General features: G+C 40.6%; 21 protein-coding genes and 1 rRNA gene. 21 read left to right on the plus strand and 1 reads right to left on the minus strand.

What is annotated here, in order from left to right; translation table 11 throughout:
* The 8 genes from rrf to pssA all read left to right on the plus strand — a co-directional run.
* A 5S ribosomal RNA gene (gene rrf, locus AC1D7X_RS22740) occupies positions 1-83 on the plus strand; the annotation flags it as partial.
* Between the two features lie 556 nt (positions 84-639).
* A complete protein-coding gene (locus tag AC1D7X_RS22745) occupies positions 640-1,101 on the plus strand; it encodes a CtsR family transcriptional regulator (protein WP_495458522.1) in 462 nt (153 codons plus the stop codon).
* Between the two features lie 28 nt (positions 1,102-1,129).
* Positions 1,130-1,654 (plus strand): protein-arginine kinase activator protein McsA, encoded by a 525-nt coding sequence (gene mcsA / locus AC1D7X_RS22750; protein WP_495458521.1) that lies wholly within the window; start codon positions 1,130-1,132, stop codon positions 1,652-1,654.
* Between the two features lie 27 nt (positions 1,655-1,681).
* Positions 1,682-2,740 (plus strand): protein-arginine kinase McsB, encoded by a 1,059-nt coding sequence (gene mcsB / locus AC1D7X_RS22755; RefSeq protein WP_495458520.1) that lies wholly within the window; start codon positions 1,682-1,684, stop codon positions 2,738-2,740.
* 63 nt (positions 2,741-2,803) lie between these two features.
* Positions 2,804-5,251 (plus strand): ATP-dependent protease ATP-binding subunit ClpC, encoded by a 2,448-nt coding sequence (clpC, locus tag AC1D7X_RS22760; RefSeq protein ID WP_495458519.1) that lies wholly within the window; start codon positions 2,804-2,806, stop codon positions 5,249-5,251.
* Between the two features lie 207 nt (positions 5,252-5,458).
* Complete coding sequence (gene radA / locus AC1D7X_RS22765) at positions 5,459-6,889, plus strand: DNA repair protein RadA (protein ID WP_495458518.1); 1,431 nt, start codon at positions 5,459-5,461, stop codon at positions 6,887-6,889.
* Positions 6,890-7,220: 331 nt separating this feature from the next.
* Positions 7,221-8,297, plus strand: coding sequence for a DNA integrity scanning diadenylate cyclase DisA (disA, locus tag AC1D7X_RS22770; RefSeq protein WP_495458517.1), 1,077 nt, complete (start codon positions 7,221-7,223; stop codon positions 8,295-8,297).
* 55 nt (positions 8,298-8,352) lie between these two features.
* A complete protein-coding gene (gene pssA, locus AC1D7X_RS22775; protein WP_495458516.1) occupies positions 8,353-9,075 on the plus strand; it encodes a CDP-diacylglycerol--serine O-phosphatidyltransferase in 723 nt (240 codons plus the stop codon).
* A gap of 99 nt (positions 9,076-9,174) precedes the next feature.
* Here pssA and AC1D7X_RS22780 read toward each other — a convergent pair whose 3' ends face one another.
* Positions 9,175-9,570, minus strand: coding sequence for a nucleoside triphosphate pyrophosphohydrolase family protein (locus AC1D7X_RS22780; protein ID WP_495458515.1), 396 nt, complete (start codon positions 9,568-9,570; stop codon positions 9,175-9,177).
* A 215-nt stretch (positions 9,571-9,785) separates the two neighbouring features.
* Between AC1D7X_RS22780 and AC1D7X_RS22785 the strand changes: the two genes are divergently transcribed.
* The 13 genes from AC1D7X_RS22785 (at position 9,786) to nusG (ending at position 20,216) form a co-directional block, all read left to right on the plus strand.
* Positions 9,786-10,874 carry a PIN/TRAM domain-containing protein gene (locus AC1D7X_RS22785; RefSeq protein WP_495458514.1) on the plus strand — a complete coding sequence of 363 codons (1,089 nt, stop codon included), beginning with the start codon at positions 9,786-9,788 and terminating at the stop codon, positions 10,872-10,874.
* 60 nt (positions 10,875-10,934) lie between these two features.
* Complete coding sequence (ispD, locus tag AC1D7X_RS22790) at positions 10,935-11,630, plus strand: 2-C-methyl-D-erythritol 4-phosphate cytidylyltransferase (RefSeq protein WP_495458513.1); 696 nt, start codon at positions 10,935-10,937, stop codon at positions 11,628-11,630.
* On the plus strand, positions 11,630-12,118 hold the full coding sequence (gene ispF / locus AC1D7X_RS22795; RefSeq protein ID WP_495458526.1) for a 2-C-methyl-D-erythritol 2,4-cyclodiphosphate synthase: 489 nt from the start codon (positions 11,630-11,632) through the stop codon (positions 12,116-12,118). Before ispD ends, ispF begins: the two co-directional genes overlap by 1 nt.
* 44 nt (positions 12,119-12,162) lie before the next feature.
* Positions 12,163-13,617 carry a glutamate--tRNA ligase gene (gene gltX / locus AC1D7X_RS22800; RefSeq protein ID WP_495458512.1) on the plus strand — a complete coding sequence of 485 codons (1,455 nt, stop codon included), beginning with the start codon at positions 12,163-12,165 and terminating at the stop codon, positions 13,615-13,617.
* A gap of 573 nt (positions 13,618-14,190) precedes the next feature.
* Entirely contained in the window at positions 14,191-14,889 is a 699-nt protein-coding gene (gene cysE / locus AC1D7X_RS22805) for a serine O-acetyltransferase (protein ID WP_495458525.1), read from the plus strand.
* Positions 14,890-14,928: 39 nt separating this feature from the next.
* Positions 14,929-16,335 carry a cysteine--tRNA ligase gene (cysS, locus tag AC1D7X_RS22810; RefSeq protein WP_495458511.1) on the plus strand — a complete coding sequence of 469 codons (1,407 nt, stop codon included), beginning with the start codon at positions 14,929-14,931 and terminating at the stop codon, positions 16,333-16,335.
* On the plus strand, positions 16,332-16,784 hold the full coding sequence (locus tag AC1D7X_RS22815) for a Mini-ribonuclease 3 (protein ID WP_495458510.1): 453 nt from the start codon (positions 16,332-16,334) through the stop codon (positions 16,782-16,784). Before cysS ends, AC1D7X_RS22815 begins: the two co-directional genes overlap by 4 nt.
* Positions 16,785-16,809: 25 nt before the next feature.
* Entirely contained in the window at positions 16,810-17,556 is a 747-nt protein-coding gene (gene rlmB, locus AC1D7X_RS22820; RefSeq protein WP_495458509.1) for a 23S rRNA (guanosine(2251)-2'-O)-methyltransferase RlmB, read from the plus strand.
* 6 nt (positions 17,557-17,562) lie between these two features.
* Positions 17,563-18,084 carry an NYN domain-containing protein gene (locus AC1D7X_RS22825; RefSeq protein ID WP_495458508.1) on the plus strand — a complete coding sequence of 174 codons (522 nt, stop codon included), beginning with the start codon at positions 17,563-17,565 and terminating at the stop codon, positions 18,082-18,084.
* A gap of 159 nt (positions 18,085-18,243) precedes the next feature.
* Positions 18,244-18,888, plus strand: coding sequence for an RNA polymerase sporulation sigma factor SigH (gene sigH / locus AC1D7X_RS22830; RefSeq protein WP_495458524.1), 645 nt, complete (start codon positions 18,244-18,246; stop codon positions 18,886-18,888).
* Between the two features lie 399 nt (positions 18,889-19,287).
* The gene (rpmG, locus tag AC1D7X_RS22835; RefSeq protein ID WP_082865682.1) at positions 19,288-19,437 is read left to right on the plus strand and encodes a 50S ribosomal protein L33; all 150 of its coding nucleotides are present in this window, start codon (positions 19,288-19,290) and stop codon (positions 19,435-19,437) included.
* A gap of 28 nt (positions 19,438-19,465) precedes the next feature.
* Entirely contained in the window at positions 19,466-19,657 is a 192-nt protein-coding gene (gene secE / locus AC1D7X_RS22840) for a preprotein translocase subunit SecE (protein WP_495458507.1), read from the plus strand.
* 22 nt (positions 19,658-19,679) lie between these two features.
* A complete protein-coding gene (nusG, locus tag AC1D7X_RS22845) occupies positions 19,680-20,216 on the plus strand; it encodes a transcription termination/antitermination protein NusG (RefSeq protein ID WP_495458506.1) in 537 nt (178 codons plus the stop codon).
* Positions 20,217-20,273: the final 57 nt, after the last annotated feature.

Here is a 20,273-nt window from a genome sequence, read left to right on the forward strand (position 1 = left end):
CCATCCCGAACACGACCGTTAAGTCCTCCAGCGCCGATGGTACTTGGACCGCAGGGTCCTGGGAGAGTAGGACGCCGCCAAGCACAAGAACCACTATTGATTTCAATCAATGGTGGTTTTTTTTGTCTCGATTGATCACATTTACTGAGTATAAGGAATACTCATTTCAGACTTATCAACATTGGAGTGTATTAGTTAAACCTACATAATGTTAATTGTATTAAAGTAATACACAAATGCTGTCTACTTATACACCATCTGTGCACTAACTGTGAATGGTTTGATAATTAATGTAACTTACCCACATAGTTACTCACAATTGTGCAATAAAAAAGATTAAACAATAGAAGAATATTTTTGTATCCACAGGTCCACACTAAAAATAATCTCACCCCTTGGCAAAATAAAAGAATATGATATAATATTAACAAAGTCAAAGAAAGTCAAAGTCAACAGAAGGTATAACCCTTCGTACAAAGGGTACCCACATAGGACTTAACATTGCAAACTGGTTATTAGTGGTTTGTCGTAACAAAGCTTCGTGATTAAAAGGTTTGGTTAAGATCTTGTGTAAGTATGCATATGTTGTTACCGTGGGTACATCGTTGGCTTAACGTTTCAAATAGTGGAGGATGAGTGATGCGTAATATTTCCGATATTATTGAACAATATCTGAAGAATATTCTGCATGAAAGTCCCGAAGGAACAGTGGAAATTCAGCGCAATGATCTGGCCGAGAAATTTGTCTGTGTTCCTTCACAGATCAATTATGTCATAAGTACTCGCTTTACGTTAGAGAAGGGCTATCTTGTGGAGAGCAAGAGAGGTGGCGGAGGGTATATTCGTATTCAACGAATTGATCTTCCTCAACACTCAGATCTTCATACTCATCTCCGACAGATGATTGGCGAAGGCATCGACCAGACGACAGCGGAAGGGCTGATCTATCAACTGGAGGGATCCTGTTTCCTAAACAAACGCGAAGCAAATCTAATGCGTGCAGCGATATCCAGGGAATGCCTCATGATCAAACTTCCTTACAGGGATGAGATTCGTGCCAGAATGATGAAAGCGATGCTGATCTCTTTATTAGGTAAATGACCTACGAAGAAAAAGGAGGTACATCGACGTGCTTTGTCAAGAATGCGGAACCAAACCGGCAACTCTTCATTTTACGAAAATAGTGAATGGGGAGAAGACGGAATTTCATATTTGTGAATCATGTGCAAGGGAAAAAGGTGAAGTTCTTCCTGGGGCTTCTGGAGGGTTCTCGATTCATAGCTTATTGTCTGGACTTATTGATTTCGACACAGCTAGTAAGGTTCAATCGGGTGCTACGAAGGCTGCTCAACCTCTGCGTTGCGAAGAATGTGGAATGACTTATACACAATTTAGTAAGGCAGGACGTTTTGGATGTAGTTCATGTTATAAATATTTCAATGATCGTTTAGATCCTTTATTTAAAAGAGTACATGGAAGTACAGCTCACGTGGGTAAAATCCCTAAAAGAAGTGGCGGCCAAATACAGGTTAAGCGCCGATTAGATGATCTCAAAGCCGAACTGCAGCAACGAATTATACAAGAAGAATTTGAAGAAGCAGCAACACTTCGTGATCAGATTAGGGAGATTGAGAAGGGATTACCTGAACAGTAAAGTTCTTTCAAGAAGGAGGAATGCGTGATGCCAAATCTCCGGTTTACCGAAAAGGCACTTAGTGACTGGATGCTCGGTAACGCAAATGATTCCGATATAGCCATAAGTAGCCGTGTTAGAGTAGCGCGTAATTTACAGCATATTCCTTTTCCTTTGCTTGCATCGAATGAGCAATCTGTAGAAGTGCTGGACCGCCTTACTGACATGGGTAAATATGATGATCTACAATCATTTGGTGCTTTTCATATGCTTAATTTAAATGATATTTCACCTTTAGATAAAAAAGTTCTCGTTGAGAAACATTTGATAAGTCCTAGTTTAGCTGATGAATCACATTATGGTGCAGTCATACTTAGCGAAGATGAGTCAATAAGTATCATGATTAACGAAGAAGACCACCTTCGCATTCAATGTTTATATCCAGGATTCCAAGTACGGGAAGCATGGGAGAAAGCAACAGCAATTGATGATATATTTGAAGCACATATCGATTATGCTTTTGATGATGTACGAGGGTACTTAACAAGTTGTCCTACGAATGTAGGAACAGGGCTTAGAGCATCAGTTATGATGCACTTACCAGCCTTGGTTATGACGCAACAAATCAATCGTATTTTGTCTGCTGTTTCCCAAGTAGGATTAACCGTAAGAGGAATATATGGAGAAGGAAGCGAAGCAGTAGGTAATATATTTCAAATTTCCAACCAAATCACACTAGGGCAGACGGAGAATGAAATTATTGATAATCTGCATAGTGTCGTATTACAAATCATCGAACATGAGAAAAATGCTCGTGAACGATTGCTTAGCGAATCTAAATTGCGTATGACCGATCGAATAAAGCGATCTTATGGAATTTTAACATATGCTGAAATTATTGATTCGAAGGAAGCCGCACAACGCTTGTCTGATGTTCGCCTAGGTGTAGACCTTGGCATTATTGAGGGTCCATCGACACCAATTATGAATGAACTGAATGTTATGACACAGCCAGGTTTTCTTCAAAAAACATTTGGGGAAATGATGGGGAATGAGGAACGTGATGTCTGTCGAGCGAGATTGATTCGAGAGAAGTTAGGTTCGTAACAAAGATAATGCACAGTCATTCAATATAAGAGAGTTACAAAAATCATGGAGGTGTAGGAGAATATGATGTTCGGGAGATTTACGGAACGTGCACAAAAGGTGCTAGCTTTGGCTCAAGAAGAAGCGGTTCGTCTAGGACACAATAATATAGGTACAGAGCATATATTGCTTGGTCTTATTCGTGAAGGTGATGGCATTGCGGCTAAGGCATTAATCGGTCTTGGTCTAGGACTAGAGAAGATTCAGGATGAAGTTGAGACGTTGATTGGACGAGGACAAGAACAACCAACGAATATTGCCTATACACCTCGTGCCAAGAAGGTAATTGAACTTTCAATGGATGAAGCACGCAAGCTTGGACATACCTACGTAGGAACAGAACATATATTGCTTGGCCTGATTCGTGAGGGCGAAGGTGTTGCCGCACGAGTACTGAATAACTTAGGAATTAGTTTGAACAAAGCACGTCAGCAAGTGCTGCAATTATTAGGTAGCAGCGAAGCTGTATCTAGCCATAATGGTGCACAGGCTAACGTAAATACACCTACATTGGATAGCTTAGCACGTGATTTAACGGCTTACGCTAAAGAAGGTAATCTTGACCCAGTGATTGGTCGTAGTAAGGAAATTGACAGAGTTATTCAAGTCCTTAGTCGCCGTACCAAGAATAATCCAGTTCTGATTGGGGAGCCTGGGGTTGGTAAAACAGCCATCGCCGAAGGACTTGCTCAGAAAATTATTAATAATGAAATTCCAGAGACACTTCGTGACAAACGTGTCATGACACTTGATATGGGCTCGGTTGTAGCCGGCACTAAATATCGTGGTGAATTTGAAGATCGTCTTAAGAAGATTATGGATGAAGTTCGTCAAGCAGGAAATATTATTCTCTTCATTGATGAATTGCATACACTAATTGGTGCTGGTGGGGCAGAAGGGGCAATTGACGCTTCTAACATTCTGAAACCATCCCTTGCACGTGGAGAATTGCAATGCATAGGGGCAACAACACTTGATGAATACCGTAAATATATTGAGAAGGATGCTGCCTTAGAGCGTCGTTTCCAACCGATTACAGTTGATCAACCATCTCCGGAAGAAGCTATTCAGATTTTATATGGTTTACGTGATCGTTATGAAGCACATCACCGTGTAAAGATCACAGATGAGGCAATTATAGAGGCTGTTAAATTGTCGGATCGGTATATTCCAGATCGGTTCCTACCGGATAAAGCGATTGATTTGATCGATGAAGCTGGTTCGAAGGTAAGGTTGCACTCCTATACGATTCCGCCAAATTTAAAAGAATTAGAAAGCCGTCTTGAAGATATTCGTAAGGAAAAGGACGCTTCGGTCCAAAGCCAAGAATTCGAAAAGGCAGCTGCTCTCCGAGATACTGAACAAAAAATTCGTGAAGAGTTGGATGTTACGAAAAATCAGTGGAAAGAAAAACAAGGTAGTACTGATTCTGAAGTCACACCTGATGATATTGCACAAATCGTTGCTAGCTGGACAGGAATTCCAGTAAATAAGCTTAAAGAAGAAGAAACACAACGACTTCTGAATATGGAAGCCATTCTACATGAACGTCTCGTAGGGCAAGAAGAAGCAGTTAAAGCCGTAAGTAGAGCAGTTCGTCGTGCTCGTGCAGGACTCAAAGATCCTAAACGACCTATTGGTTCATTTATATTCTTAGGACCTACAGGTGTCGGTAAGACAGAATTAGCTCGCGCATTGGCTGAAGCCATGTTTGGTGACGAGAATTCCGTTGTTCGAATCGATATGTCTGAATATATGGAGAAGCATTCAACATCTCGTTTAGTAGGAGCACCTCCAGGATATGTTGGTTTTGAAGAAGGAGGTCAATTAACAGAAAAGGTACGTCGTAAACCTTATTCTGTTGTACTTTTGGATGAGATTGAGAAGGCTCACCCTGAGGTATTCAATATATTGCTACAAGTTCTTGAAGATGGCCGTCTTACAGACTCTAAAGGTCGCGTTGTCGATTTCCGTAATACATTAATTGTTATGACATCCAATGTAGGTGCGGAAGCAATCAAGAAGAACTCGACACTAGGTTTCACGGCTGCACAAGATGGTGGTGCAGATTATAGCAATATGAAAGATAAAGTAATGGGAGAGCTTAAGAAGAGCTTCCGTCCTGAATTCCTGAACCGTATTGATGAAATTATCGTATTCCATTCGTTGGAACAGAAGCATATTGCAGAGATTGTAACGTTAATGTCTGAAGAACTTCGTAAACGTCTACGGGAATATGATGTAGATTTCATCTTAACAGATGAAGCCAAAGCATTCTTAGCCAAAGAAGGATATGATCCTGCGTTTGGTGCACGTCCACTTCGTAGAGCGATCCAGAAACATATTGAAGATCGTTTATCTGAAGAACTACTTACGGGCACTATTAGCAAAGGTGATTCTTTAATCATCGATAAGGGTGAGGACGGGTTAACCGTAGAGAAGAAAGATCTCTCAGTAACTCCTGAACAATAACGTAAACAAGTTATGAGTTGAATCTTCAAATGGTGCCCTTCATATATGAAGGGCACCATTTTTTTGATAGGGAATATTACCTATTTTGATGTATTGTAAGAAGTGATGTAAACTTTTCACCTATACTATACGATAAATCTTAATAGATGGTAATTTTATCGGAAGAATAGGGAGAATGATCTGAATAATCGAGGAAGTGAATGAAACATGAAGAAGAAAACAATATATAAGTGTACCAGTTGTGGTCATGAGCATATCAAATGGCAAGGTTCATGTAATGATTGTCGAGAGTGGAATACACTCGTTGAAGAAGAGGTTGGTGGCGATGTTAACGGGGGGCAAAAGAGCATCGCTAAGAAGAAAAATGTGAAAGTAAACCGTTTAACAGATACCGTATCACAGAACAGTGATAGGATCGTTACGAAATATAATGAATTTAATCGTGTGATGGGCGGAGGAATTGTAAAAGATTCTATTACAATTATTACTGCCATTCCAGGAGCAGGGAAATCAACGCTTTTGTTACAGATATCCGATGATATGGCGAAACAAGGGTTAAAAGTGTTATATGCTTCTGGTGAGGAAAGTGACTCACAGATAAAAACGAGAGCAGAGCGTGTTCTGCAAGATATGCATAAAGATGTTTGGGTATACTCAGACAATAGCTTGAATAATGTCTTAGGTTGTATTGATCAAGTTGATCCAGATGTGATTATTATTGATAGTATTCAAACCTTTGTATTGGAAGAATATCCTCAAAGACCCGGCTCTCCTACACAAACTATGGAATGCGCTAATACGCTCTTAAAAGTTGCAAAAAATGCAGAAAGACCCAGAGCGATTATTATGGTGGGGCAGATGACCAAGGATAATGAATTAGCCGGGTTGAGAGCATTAGAACATTTGGTTGATACAGTTCTGATTCTAGAGGGAGAAGAAGGCGAAGAGTTAAAGATGCTATTTTCGTCCAAAAATCGTTATGGAAGTTCTGGAGAAATAGGGTTTTTCTCTATGGGTGAGCAAGGAATGGTCGCTGTTGACAATCCATCAGAATTCTTTATGACGCAAAGAGAAGAAAATGATGTGATTAGTGGAAGTGCACTAACCGTTGTTAAAGAAGGAACACGCCCCATCATTCTTGAGATAGAAAGTTTGGTATCATCCACATTCATGCCGTACCCAAGTCGAATTGCTGAATGTCTAAAGAAAGACCATGTAAATACACTTATAAGTATCATGGAACAAAGAGCCAGCATCCCTTTGCACGATAAGAATGTTGTAGTGAAGACTACGGGTGGTATTCGTTTAAAAGAACAATCCTCTAACTTAGCAGCGATTATGAGTATTGTATCTTCTTACAAGAATAAAGGAATACCTAATGATACCGTTTTTATCGCCGATATAGGATTAACGGGTGAATTAAAGAAAGTACCTACGTTAGAGTTACGCATCAGAGAACTTGAGCGAATGGGATTCAAACGTGTATACGTTGCACTTAATGGATTGAAGAGTACTACGACATTTTCTACAATAAAGGTTATTCCATGTAAAACACTGAGCCAAGTTATTCAATCTGTATTTGGCAGTTCACCTTCTAAAGATAGTAATCAACGAGCTCCATGGGACGAGGAAGAATAATAATAATTCCGTAAAGCTACTTGAACCTTGCCTGAGGGGTTAACAAAAAACCTACAATTGCAGGGGTCATCTTCTTTTAAAGGAAAGAGCTTTCCGTTATACTTAGTTGTAAGGATTTAGGAAGTCCGACGTTATAATGAGTTGGGTCACGGAAGTAATTTAAAATAGCATGAATTGAGATTGGGAAATATATCATATAATATATGATTCCAGTAAGCAGCTGGAGTTTTTTAAAGGGGTGCTAGTGCAACATCCCACATGAATAAGCTTATTGGTGTAACTATTGTGGCACAAGCACTTGCTGTTGCGTTAGATTAGGGGGCATATAAAGATGAAAGAGGCTAATCAAATAGATATCATGAATGATTTATTGAGGCTTGTTGCACCTGGTACAGCTTTCCGTGATGGTCTGGAGAATGTTCTGCGTGCAAAGACTGGAGCTCTAATTGTTGTTGGCTATAGTCCGGAGGTTATGGAGGTTGTCGATGGTGGATTCTCGATCAATTGTGATTTCTCTCCCAACTATTTATACGAATTGGCTAAGATGGATGGAGCCATAATATTGAGTGAGGATCTGAAGAGGATCTTGTATGCAAATACGCAGTTGATACCGGATTCGTCTATTTCATCTTCGGAAACAGGCATTCGACATAGAACGGCAGAACGTGTTGCGAAGCAAACAGGCAAGTTAGTTGTTTCCATCTCACAGCGCCGGAATATCATAACTCTTTATCAGGGTTCATTGCGTTATTCTCTAAAAGAAATCGGTGTTATTCTAACCAAGGCGAATCAAGCCATTCAGACTCTGGAGAGATATAGAGCAGTTCTGAATCAGTCACTTACGAATTTATCGGCATCTGAGTTTGAAGAACTTGTAACGATCCCCGAAGTGGTTAATGTGATTCAGCGGGTGGAGATGGTACTCCGTATTAAGACAGAGATTAAGCGGTACATTACAGAATTGGGTAATGAAGGACGCCTAATTAGTATGCAGATGGAAGAGCTCGTCAGCAATATGGAAGTAGAGGCTTGGTTGTTATATAGAGACTATGCTCGTGTAGACGACGAAGATAAGATTAGAGAAATCATTGCTGGACTTAAAAAAGCAACGGATGAGGAATTGTTGGATATTCTCTATATTACTCGCTTACTAGGGTATCCTTCATCTGCTGCGACGTCGGAGGAATCGATCGTACCACGTGGTTATAGAGTCTTGAATAAGATTCCTAGATTGCCAAATGTGATCATACACAATCTGTTAGAACGGTTCGAACAATTACCTCAAATTATGACAGCAACGGTGGAACAATTGGATGAAGTGGACGGAATTGGTGAAGTTAGAGCTAGGCATATCAAGGAAGGCCTCAGCCGTTTACAAGAGCAAGTATTCATTGACAGGCAGGTTTAAATGCCATACAATCAATTGATGATACGGGGTATAATGAACTAATTGAGGTGAATAAATGATAACGAAGTCAATTCCGAACATGTTTACTTTAGGAAATCTGGCTCTCGGCATGATTGCAATTATGATGGCACTGAATGATAAATTCAGTATGGCTGCGATCATGATTATTATTGCGATGCTTCTCGATGGCCTTGATGGCCGTGTCGCAAGAGCACTTCATGTGCAAAGTGAATTCGGGAAAGAGCTTGATTCCCTTTCTGATGTAATTTCTTTTGGTGCAGCACCTGCACTTATAATGTATATGGTAACATTGCAAGGAATGCCAGATCCAATCGCTTGGAGCGCTACAGCTATTTTTCCTATGTGTGGTGCACTTCGCTTAGCACGGTTTAATGTTCGAAAAGGGATTCCAGGTTACTTTGTTGGATTACCCATTCCTGCAGCAGGTGGAGTACTAGCCACATTATCGCTTTTTCATAATGAAATTTCTGATACTTTTATGATTATTACCATGCTTTTGCTATCATATTTAATGATTAGTACGGTAAGGTATCCCAATTTCAAAAAAGTTGGGCTACCGAAAAAAGTCGTTATAGGCGCACCTTTGGTTATTGTGGTGGCTGTTGCGATAGCTGTAATCTTTCCAGATCAAATATCCAAGTTGATCTTTATACCACTTGTCATATACGCCATATATGGTGTGAAGCAGAGTATCAGTAGATCTATAAGACGTCGTAACAAGAAAAAGGATGAAGATCCACTTCATTCTGATCAATAAATAATGATTCAACCTAGGATACACAAATAAAAAGCATTTATTTCATGCCTTCATGGCCCTGAGATAAATGCTTTTTTTGTTTGATTATACAAAATATTGTTAAGACATATTAAATAGTCCGAGCGTGGAACATTTCTTCGACTCATCTCGAACTACGTCGTCCATATTAATCTCAAGCAGATTGCAAAGAGCAGACAGGTAGAACATATTACGGCCTAATTCAGTACTAATAATCTCTTTACAGTTCTCACACAGTTGCCCATGTACATGACTTCCAACGACTTCTTTCGTGGAGGCTAGGTCTAATTCGGGTTCAAAGGTTTGCTTGGTAGCGTGGAGTTCGATACAGCCACAATCAGTAATAGCTTTGGCGACAGCCCTGTTCAATGAGGCGCTACTCTGTCCATTCTTAGACATTACATCAAGTAGGCTGCGGTGACGGAGCAGTAGGTCGGATATTTGATTCTGGAATTCTTGTAAACTGACTGTACTCATTTTTTCCAATCACCTCTATATTTATGAATTGCTTTCATTATATGTCAGTGGAATGTCTATTTTCAACCTCAAAAGAAACATAAGCCCAAAACAGTGGAGCGTCAAAGCACTTATTTTAAAAAATTGGAGAATATAGGGTTATGTCCACTTGAATTGGATCATACTGGATAAAGATATCTATAAAAGCTATATATTTTGAAGGAGATGTGGGATTTATGATAAAAAAGGCTATTTTAGCATTCATTGGACTATGTGGAGCGTGGTTCGGATATTCGCTACATCAAACGTTAGTAAGTTCATTTCCTGAATGGGTAACCCTATTTGGTGAGAATGATAGCGTTAGAGGAGGTCTAATCTTTGCAGCTTTAGGAGCTATTGTCTTTATGCTTATAGGCTCAATGATTACAAAACCCGTGATTACAAAAGTACAGGTTTTTGTGTCGAATTTTTCAAAAATGCCTATGAGTGAACTAACTGCGGGAACGGCTGGACTAATAGGGGGGCTTCTATTGGCTCTGTTACTGTATCCTAGCCTCGCCTGGCTTGGGAAAGCGGGACAGCTGATAGAAGTAGGGATTACTCTAACATGTGCTTATATGGGCCTTAGAATCGGTATGGAGAAGAAGGATGAATTAGCAACATTATGGACATCGGGAAGATGGAGTCGTGCAGAATTATCAGACGAGAGAAAACTGGAAGAACACAAGATTCTTGATACAAGTGTTATTATTGATGGACGGATTGCAGATATATGCAAGACTGGTTTTATTGAAGGGACCATTGTTATTCCTGAATTCGTACTTGAAGAGCTCCAACATATCGCGGATTCCTCTGATTTACTCAAACGTAATCGTGGACGAAGAGGGCTAGATATTCTTAATAAAATCCAGAAAGAATTAGACATTAAAGTACTGATCTATGAAGGTGATTTTGAAGATATCTCCGAAGTGGACAGTAAACTTGTTAAGCTAGCTAAAGTATTGCAGGGAAAAGTGGTTACGAACGACTTTAATTTAAATAAAGTGTGTGAACTACAGGGCGTATCGGTTCTGAATATTAATGATTTAGCAAATGCAGTTAAACCAGTCGTTCTTCCAGGTGAGGAAATCATGGTACAAGTGATCAAAGATGGTAAAGAGCATGGACAAGGTGTAGCCTATCTTGATGATGGTACGATGATTGTTGTGGAAGGCGGACGTGAATATATCGGTTCTCTTATGGAGGTATTGGTCACCAGTGTTCTTCAGACGTCTGCGGGTCGAATGATCTTCGCGAAACCGAAACTGTTGGAAAAAGCTCAGTAAAAACGGTATGATGGAGATAACTATTTCCTTATACTTGGGATGAAGACAGGGGTATAAACTATGGACAACAGTTTGGGAATCGTTATTGTATCAGCAGGTAAAGGTTCTCGTATGGGTACCCTTGAAAGTAAACAGTACTTGTTACTACAAGATAAGCCCATCATTATTCATACATTAGAAGTATTTAGCCGAATGCCTCTCGTTAAGGAGATTGTTCTTGTCACCGGGCAGGAGGATGTTGAACGTGCGCAGGAATGGGTGCAGCAATATCATTTGGACAAGGTGTGCAAGGTGATCGCTGGGGGAAGTGAGAGACAACATTCTGTATATAAGGGCTTGTTAGAGCTACAAACGGAATGGGTTATGGTGCATGATGGTGTACGACCTTTTGTAGACCCTGTTGATATTCAGGAATGCTATGAGGTGGCACTCCGCACTGGAGCTACAGTATTAGCAGTACCTGTGAAGGATACAATAAAAATTGTTGATGAATCTGGTATTATTGTAGAAACACCAGATCGTCAAAGTCTGTGGGCTATTCAAACCCCACAGACTTTTCGTGTTTCAGATCTGCTCTGGTCTCATCAAGAGGCACAGAAAAGTGGCTTTCTAGGCACAGATGACTCCATGCTTGTGGAACGGATAGGTATACCCGTGACTGTCGTTAAGGGAAGCTATTCGAACATCAAGATTACTACGCCTGATGATTTAGAATATGCCGCTTTTGTAGAGAAACGTAAGGGAGAGGGAAAATGATGATAAGAATAGGACAAGGATTTGATGTTCATCAACTAGTAGAAGGAAGGCCGTGTATTATTGGTGGAGTTACTATTCCTTACGAATTAGGATTAGTTGGACACTCGGATGCAGACGTGCTTCTTCATGCTATAACAGATGCCATCTTAGGTGCATTAGGACTCGGTGACATTGGAAAGCACTTTCCAGATACAGATCCTGATTATAAAGATGCTGATAGTCTCAAGTTACTTGAACAGGTCTGGAAGCTTGCCAAAGAGAAGGGCTATAAACTTGGTAATATTGATTCCACGATTATTGCTCAGAAACCCAAAATGGCACCGTACATTCCTCAAATGATGGAAGTCATTGCAAAGGTGCTTGAAGCAGATCTGTCTCAAGTCAACGTAAAGGCAACAACGACGGAGCAGTTAGGATTCACAGGCCGGGGCGAGGGTATTGCCGCGCAGTCTGTTGTATGCTTAACCCAAGATATGCTATCATCTTGAAATATAAGTAACGGTTAGATATATATGAAGCGGAGGGATTAGATATGACCAGTGGAGTACGCGTGCGTTACGCACCGAGTCCAACAGGACATTTACATATTGGTAACGCAAGAACAGCTCTTTTCAACTATTTATTTGCCCGTCATCATGGGGGACAGTTTATTATTCGAATTGAGGATACAGACCTGAAGCGTAATGTTGAAGGTGGAGAAGAAAGCCAATTGAAATATTTGAAATGGCTGGGCATGGATTGGGATGAAGGAATAGATGTAGGGGGCGCATATGGACCCTATCGTCAGACCGAACGACTCGATATTTATCGGACGTACTGGCAGGAACTTCTAGATAAAGGCCTGGCATATCGTTGTTACTGTACAGAAGAGGAATTGGAAGAGGAGCGGGAGTCACAGATCGCTCGTGGAGAAACCCCTCGTTATACAGGTAAGCATCGTGATTTAACACCAGACCAATGCAGTGCTTTTGAAGCTGAAGGTCGTGTTGCAAGCATACGTTTCCGTGTACCAGAGGATAAGACTTTTACCTTCGATGATATCGTTAAAGGCTCGATTTCCTTCAATACACATGACACAGGTGATTTCGTTATTGTGAAGAAAGACGGTATTCCAACGTATAACTTCGCTGTAGCGATCGATGATCACTTGATGGAAATTTCTCATGTATTACGTGGTGAAGATCATGTCTCCAACACGCCTCGTCAATTGATGATCTATGAAGCGCTGGGCTGGGAAGCTCCACAGTTCGGACATATGACATTGATTGTGAATGAAAATCATAAAAAGCTTAGCAAGCGAGATGAGTCTATTATCCAGTTTATTGAGCAATATGATCAATTGGGTTATTTGCCTGAAGCTTTATTTAACTTCATATCCCTGCTTGGATGGTCACCTGAGGGTGAGGAAGAGATGTTCGTGAAGGATGAACTTATCAGCATTTTCAACGCTGAGCGGTTGTCTAAGAGTCCAGCAGTATTCGATACTCAAAAACTGGCTTACCTGAACAATCATTATATTAAGCATGCAGATCCAGAGCGGATTGCTAAGCTTGCGATTCCACATCTACAACGGTCAGGTTGTCTACCTCAGGAGTTGAATGTAGAACAAGAAGCATGGGCGAATTCACTGGTTGCTCTTTATCAAGAACAATTGAATTCGGCTTCTGACATTGTTGAATTGTCTGAGATGTTCTTCCGTTCTGATATAGAATTGGATGAAGAAGCCAAGGCTATTCTAGCTGAAGAACAGGTGCCAACTGTTTTATCTGCATTCCTTGCCAAAGTGGAGAATACAGATGAATTTACTGCAGCTAATATGGCTGTTCTTATTAAAGAAGTACAGAAGGAAACAGGATTCAAGGGCAAACAGTTATTTATGCCGATTCGTGTAGCTTTAACAGGGCAGACACATGGCCGAGATTTGAATCAGACGATTTACCTTCTTGGATTGGATCGAGTTAAGAATAGACTGAAAGCACAAATCTAAGAGACTTAGCATACGTTGTGAAAAGATAATTGTCGTTCAGACTCCTTGTCAGTTCCTTATCTTTTCGATATAATAACACCCAAATCACTTTATATGTCCTGGTCTTATAGAATATCGTGAGACCTATCAATAATGTTAATAGCTAAGATCAGGAAAAGTACGTTACTTTGGCATTTTTCAGAGAGGATAACCGGGGAGTTTATTATTAACCCCTTGGCTGTGAGTTATCCATATGTCGGTAATCGAAAATGCACCTGTGAGCTGCGCGACCGAGCGAATGAGTCAGCATGATTTTCTTTATCGTTAGGTTGTGCCGGATCGTCTTCCGTTATAGAACGTAAGAGGAGATATAAGCCATGTTAAATGTTAACATGATTAAATATCTCAAGCAGAGTGGAACCACGGTTGAACGTCTCTGCAGCGTATGCTGCAGGGGCGTTTTTTGAGTTCTAAGGCAGATATCCTATAACATTATAAATCTTTTAGAATGTGGAGTCCTACAGTAGGTTAGTAATGAGCTGATTCAATGGGGTCATGACAAGAATTTCGGTGTTATGAAGAGCACTAGGAGAGCTGAAAAGCGTCGAAGAGGAGAATAATATGTTTAAGAACATGAAATCAGATATCCAAGCGGTATTTGAGAACGATCCTGCAGCTAGACGATTATTTGAAGTCATCTTCACCTATTCGGGACTCCATGCTATATGGGCACAACGAATCGCCCATACGTTCTACAAACGTCGTTGGTTTACACTAGCGCGTATCATCTCACAGTGTAGTCGCTTTATGACAGGGATCGAAATCCACCCGGGTGCTAAAATAGGAAAAAGATTATTCATCGACCACGGGATGGGCGTCGTCATTGGGGAAACTTGTGAAATCGGAGACGACGTGGTGATTTACCAAGGGGTGACTCTTGGAGGAACGGGGAAAGAAAAAGGTAAACGTCATCCTACTATTGGGAATAATGTTGTTATTGCATCAGGGGCAAAAGTATTGGGTTCTTTTACAGTAGGTGATCAGTGTAATATTGGTGCGAATTCCGTCGTTCTGAAAGAGGTTCCACCTAATAGCACCGTTGTGGGTATTCCCGGTAGGATTGTTAAAAGAGATGGAAGACGTATTGACCGCCTAAGTCATCAATTACCAGATCCAGTCGTCGATGCCATGCGGTTAATTCAGAATGAAATTGAAGAACTTCGTATGGAACTTGATCTTGTGAAACGTGAAAAATATCAGCGTGAACAAGAGTTATCTGCCAAAGGCGAATAATGAATAGTGAGTTAAGAACAAACGAGAGGATTTGAATACATGGCTCTTAGAATATATAATACGCTAACCCGAAATAAGGAATTGTTTGTTCCACAGGTACCCGGAAAGGTGAAAATGTACGTATGTGGACCAACCGTTTACGACTATATTCATATTGGGAATGCCCGTCCGATGATTGTTTTTGATGTGGTTCGAACCTACCTAGAACAATTGGGTAATGATGTGAACTATGTCGTTAACTTTACAGATGTAGATGACAAGCTAATTCGTAAAGCAGAGCAAATGGGTACCACAGTACCAGAAGTAGCCGATACCTTTATCGGTGCTTATTACGAAGATTTAGAAGGGCTTGGACTAACCCGTGCAACGCTAAACCCACGTGTAACAGAGAATATGGATTCTATTCTTGAGTTTATAAAGGAACTTGAGGAGAAGGGATTTGCCTATGAGAATGGTGGGGACGTATTTTACCGTACTCATAAATTTGAAGAATACGGAAAGCTGTCTCATCAGAATCTAGAGGAGTTACAATTCGGTATTCGAATTGGAGTGGATGAGCGTAAAGAGCATCCAGAAGATTTCGTGCTTTGGAAAGCAGCCAAGCCGGGAGAGATATCTTGGGATAGCCCTTGGGGTAACGGAAGACCAGGATGGCATATTGAATGTTCAGCAATGGCTCGTAGATATTTGGGAGATAGCATTGATATTCATGGCGGAGGCCAGGATTTACAATTCCCTCATCATGAATGTGAAGTCGCTCAGACCGAGGCGTTGACGGGTAAAAAATTCGCAAATTATTGGATGCATAATGGATACATTAATATTAATAATGAAAAAATGTCCAAATCATTGGGTAATGGTATATTGGTAAAGGATCTACGTAAACAGTACAAGTGGGAGTCTATTCGCTACTTTATGCTCTCCAGCCAATATCGTAATCCACTTAACTTTAACGATGAGACGATTGACCAGGCAGAGAAAAGTACAGAACGCATTCGAAATGCCGTGGACAATATTAAACATCGATTGACTGCAATGGTAAATGATGAGACAGTTTCCATCAATGAAGGGTTACAAGCCAAATTAACTGAGATACTAGCATCTTATCATGCCAAAATGCAGGATGACTTCAATACACCGGATGCCATTACGGCTATGTTCGAATGGGTTAATGAAACGAACAGTTTATTGCAGGAACCCGTTGTGAAGGCTAACGATTTACATGCCTTGCTTGAAGCTTTTAATGAGATGAATCAAGTATTAAGACTTTATGTCGACCATGAGGGCGAACTAATCGATGAGGAAATTGAAATGTTAATTGTCGAAAGAGTTAATGCTCGCAAGGACAAAAATTGGAGTCGTTCAGATGAAATTCGTGATCTTCTGGCATCTCGTGGAATTGTATTAGAGGATACTGCGCAAGGCATGCGCTGGCGGCGCAAATGACAGGCGGGCATGATGAAAAGCTAATTGGAGGAGAAAAGGAACTGTGGTTTCCTTTTCCACCTTCCAAGAAGCCCAATTTGATTCCACCGATCGTATTAGCCTATATTGGAGATGCTCTATATGAAGTTGCTGTTCGTCAATATCTGATCTCTAAACCTAATCTTCGACCCCATCATCTTCATCGTTCAGCAACACAAATGGTTTCCGCCAAAGCGCAAAGTAGAATTGTTACACATCTGGATTCCGTATTAACAGAAGATGAACGTGATGTGGTAAGACAGGGACGAAATGCAAAATCGGGTAGTATACCCAAAAATGCGGATGTACTAGAGTACCGTCATGCTACAGCATTTGAAGCACTAATTGGGTATTTGTACTATACGCAACAGACCGAAAGAATGGATGAAATTATTGAATTAAGCATTCAATTTATAGATAAACAAATTTAACTGCAATTCAGAAGGAGAAATAGTCATGGAAGAAGAAATGATCGCAGGTAAGCACTCAGTAACTGAAGCTCTTCGCTCAGGGAGAAGCATCAATAAAATATGGATATCAGAAAATGCACAAAAACACTTAACATTACCAATTATGGCAGAAGCCAAAAAACGTGGGGTTGTTATTCAACAAGTAGACAAACGCAAGTTAGATCAATTGGTTCCAGACGTACAACATCAAGGTGTGGTTGCACAAGTTGCACCCTACGAATATGCAGAAGTCGATGATATCATTGCCATTGCAGAACAAAAGGGTGAAAAGCCATTTTTACTATTATTAGATGAAATTGAAGATCCACATAATTTAGGCTCGATCCTGCGTACAGCGGATTGTACAGGGGTCCATGGTGTCGTTATTCCTAAAAGAAGATCAGCCCAAGTTACGGCAACGGTATCCAAAACTTCTGCGGGAGCAGTTGAATATGTACCTGTCGCACAAGTGACAAATTTAGGACAAACCATTGATAAATTGAAAGAAATGGGTGTGTGGGTAGTTGGTACGGATGTAGAAGGTGTACAGGAAATCTATGATACCGATGTATTTGAAGGTCCCTTGGCTGTAGTTATAGGAAATGAAGGAAAGGGAATGGGACGTCTGATTAAAGAGAAATGTGACGTACTAGTAACGTTACCGATGGAAGGTAAGATTAATTCTCTTAATGCCTCCGTTGCGGCTGGCGTGGTGATGTACGAAGTGCTACGCAAACGTCGTATTAAAGGGTAGCCTTGCATGGTAGATTTGCGAGATGTGCTTCTTGTTGATGCATACAATATGATCGGTGGATGGCCTGAACTTGCACAATTAGCGCCAATCAATATGCAGGAAGCAAGGGATCGTCTGCTCGAAAGGCTAGCAGATTATCAGGCATTTTCAGGCAAACATGTCATTGCAGTTTTTGATGCTTATCGTGTCCCAGGATTGGGGAAGTCTTTCTCTCAGAGTAAAGTCGAAGTGTATTTCACTAAAGAAAAAGAAACAGCAGATGAAACTATTGAGCGCCTGGTTGGCGAAATGAGTCGCAAACGGCGCCAGATTTATGTGGCAACGAGTGACTTAATTGAGCAACACGTTATTTTTGCTAAGGGAGCACTCCGCTTATCCGCACGAGAATTACTTATTGAAGTAGAGAATAGCGAACGTGAAATACAGAAACAGATCGAACGAGATAATAGAAAATCAACACGGAATACATTAGATGCTAAATTGAGTCCAGATCAGCGTAAATTATTCGAACGTTGGCGTCGCGAATAACGTCGTAATTTGGGATTCATGATTTGAGTTCTGGGCAGTATTGCATAAATGACAATTATTGGTGAAATTATGGTTGACGTCCATAGGTTACATAATATATACTATTCCTATATTTCACAGAGTAACGATGTACCTTGCGTTGCAGCCGGGGGGATTCTGGTGAGTGTCGACCTGAAGGATTTAACGTTGTCAGAATATGTGTGCCTCAGTGATGAGGACATTGTCGAAGCTTTCCGTTTAGGGGAAAGTGAAGCTCTAGAATTCTTGATCAACAAGTATAGGAATTTTGTGCGCGCTAAAGCCAGGTCTTATTTTCTGATCGGTGCTGATCGTGAGGACATAGTCCAAGAAGGAATGATCGGGTTATATAAATCGATACGGGATTTCAGAGGGGATAAACAGTCTTCGTTTAAAGCTTTCGCTGAGTTATGTATTACAAGACAGATTATTACAGCGATTAAGACAGCTACGAGACAGAAACATATTCCATTGAATTCATATATATCGTTGGACAAGCCCATATACGATGAAGATTCTGATCGGACGTTGCTCGATGTCATTTGTGGGTCTCAGATTTGTGATCCGGAACAATTAATTATTAACAAAGAAGAGTTTGTTGGTCTTGAAGACAAGATGTCGGAAATTCTAAGTGATTTAGAACGTAAAGTTCTTATGCTATATTTAGATGGTCGATCCTATCAGGAAATTTCGGTTGACCTCAAAAGGCATGTAAAATCTATAGACAATGCCCTTCAACGTGTGAAACGTAAGTTGGAGAGATACTTAGAAGTAAGAGATAACTGAACAGACGCTTTATATAAAGGAAAGACTCCCTGATGAGTCTTTTTTTTTCTCACAAGAATGCCAAATGTTTAGTCACTGCAAGAATGAACCATACTAGTAAATGATTGCAGCAGCTTATCATAGAGAAAATAGGGTTTGAGACGGCCTATAATAAGGAATTGTGTATACTTCTATTACCTGCATTCTTTCGTTGACATGGTATGACCCATGTGATAAAGTGTTTTAGGTAGGCCTAAATTCGCGTGGTTTTAATGAATGAGAAAGCAGAAGTCATCACGTATTCTTTCTTATTCATCTCGCAGAGACGGCTTTTTCCTTTCAGCAATGGAGGGTTTAACTGTTTCTAATTGGGATCAATATAGAGTCTTCAGAAGAAGACGTCTACGGGAGGTGTACATCATGCGGGTAATTATCACTTTGGCTTGTACAAATTGCAAACAAAGAAACTACGCAACCACGAAGAACAAGCGGAATCACCCCGACCGCATGGAGATGAAGAAATTTTGCAAGTACTGTAACGAGCAAACTCCTCATCGCGAAACCAGATAAGAAAGTCTTATTGGAGGTGTAGTCGGTCGTGAAACGCAGCTTCAAGTCTCTTTTTTCCTTTTTCTCAGAAAGCTGGGCGGAACTTAAAAAGGTTCGCTGGCCTAATCGTAAAGAACTGACGAACTATACTCTGATTGTTATCGGAACGGTTGCGTTTGTCACAATTTATTTTTGGGTACTAGACATCGGTATTTCCGCTGTGATCGAAGCGATTATTTAAGAAGGGTCCCAGGTGGCTTGATATGGAGAAAAGATGGTATGTCGTTCATACCTATTCAGGGTATGAGAATAAGGTCAAGGCCAATTTAGAAAAACGCGTTGAGTCCATGGGTATGGAAGATAAGATATTCCGTGTTCTTGTTCCAATGGAAGAAGAAATCGTAAACAAGGACGGTAAGAAAAAGACCGTTATGCGTAAAGTTTACCCCGGTTATGTCATTGTCGAAATGATCCAGACTGATGATTCTTGGTATGTTGTTCGCAATACACCAGGAGTTACAGGTTTTGTAGGTTCAACAGGCTCAGGTTCTAAACCTACAGCTCTGCTTCCAGAAGAAATGGAACAGATCCTTAAACATATGGGAATGAATGAACCGAAACCCCAGATCGAATTCGAACTTAAGGAATCCGTTAAGATTAAAGTCGGTCCTTTTGCGAACTTCGTAGGCTCCGTGGAAGAAATCTTGGTAGACAAAAGTAAGGTCAAGGTACACGTTAACATGTTTGGACGGGAAACCCCAGTTGAGTTGGATTTCACTCAAGTGGAGAAGATTGAATAATCTTAGGTTTCTTGTGGGAGGGCAGCGATGTCCGCTTAACCACTATTGATTCAAGGA

This window comes from Paenibacillus sp. Y568 (assembly GCF_059445545.1).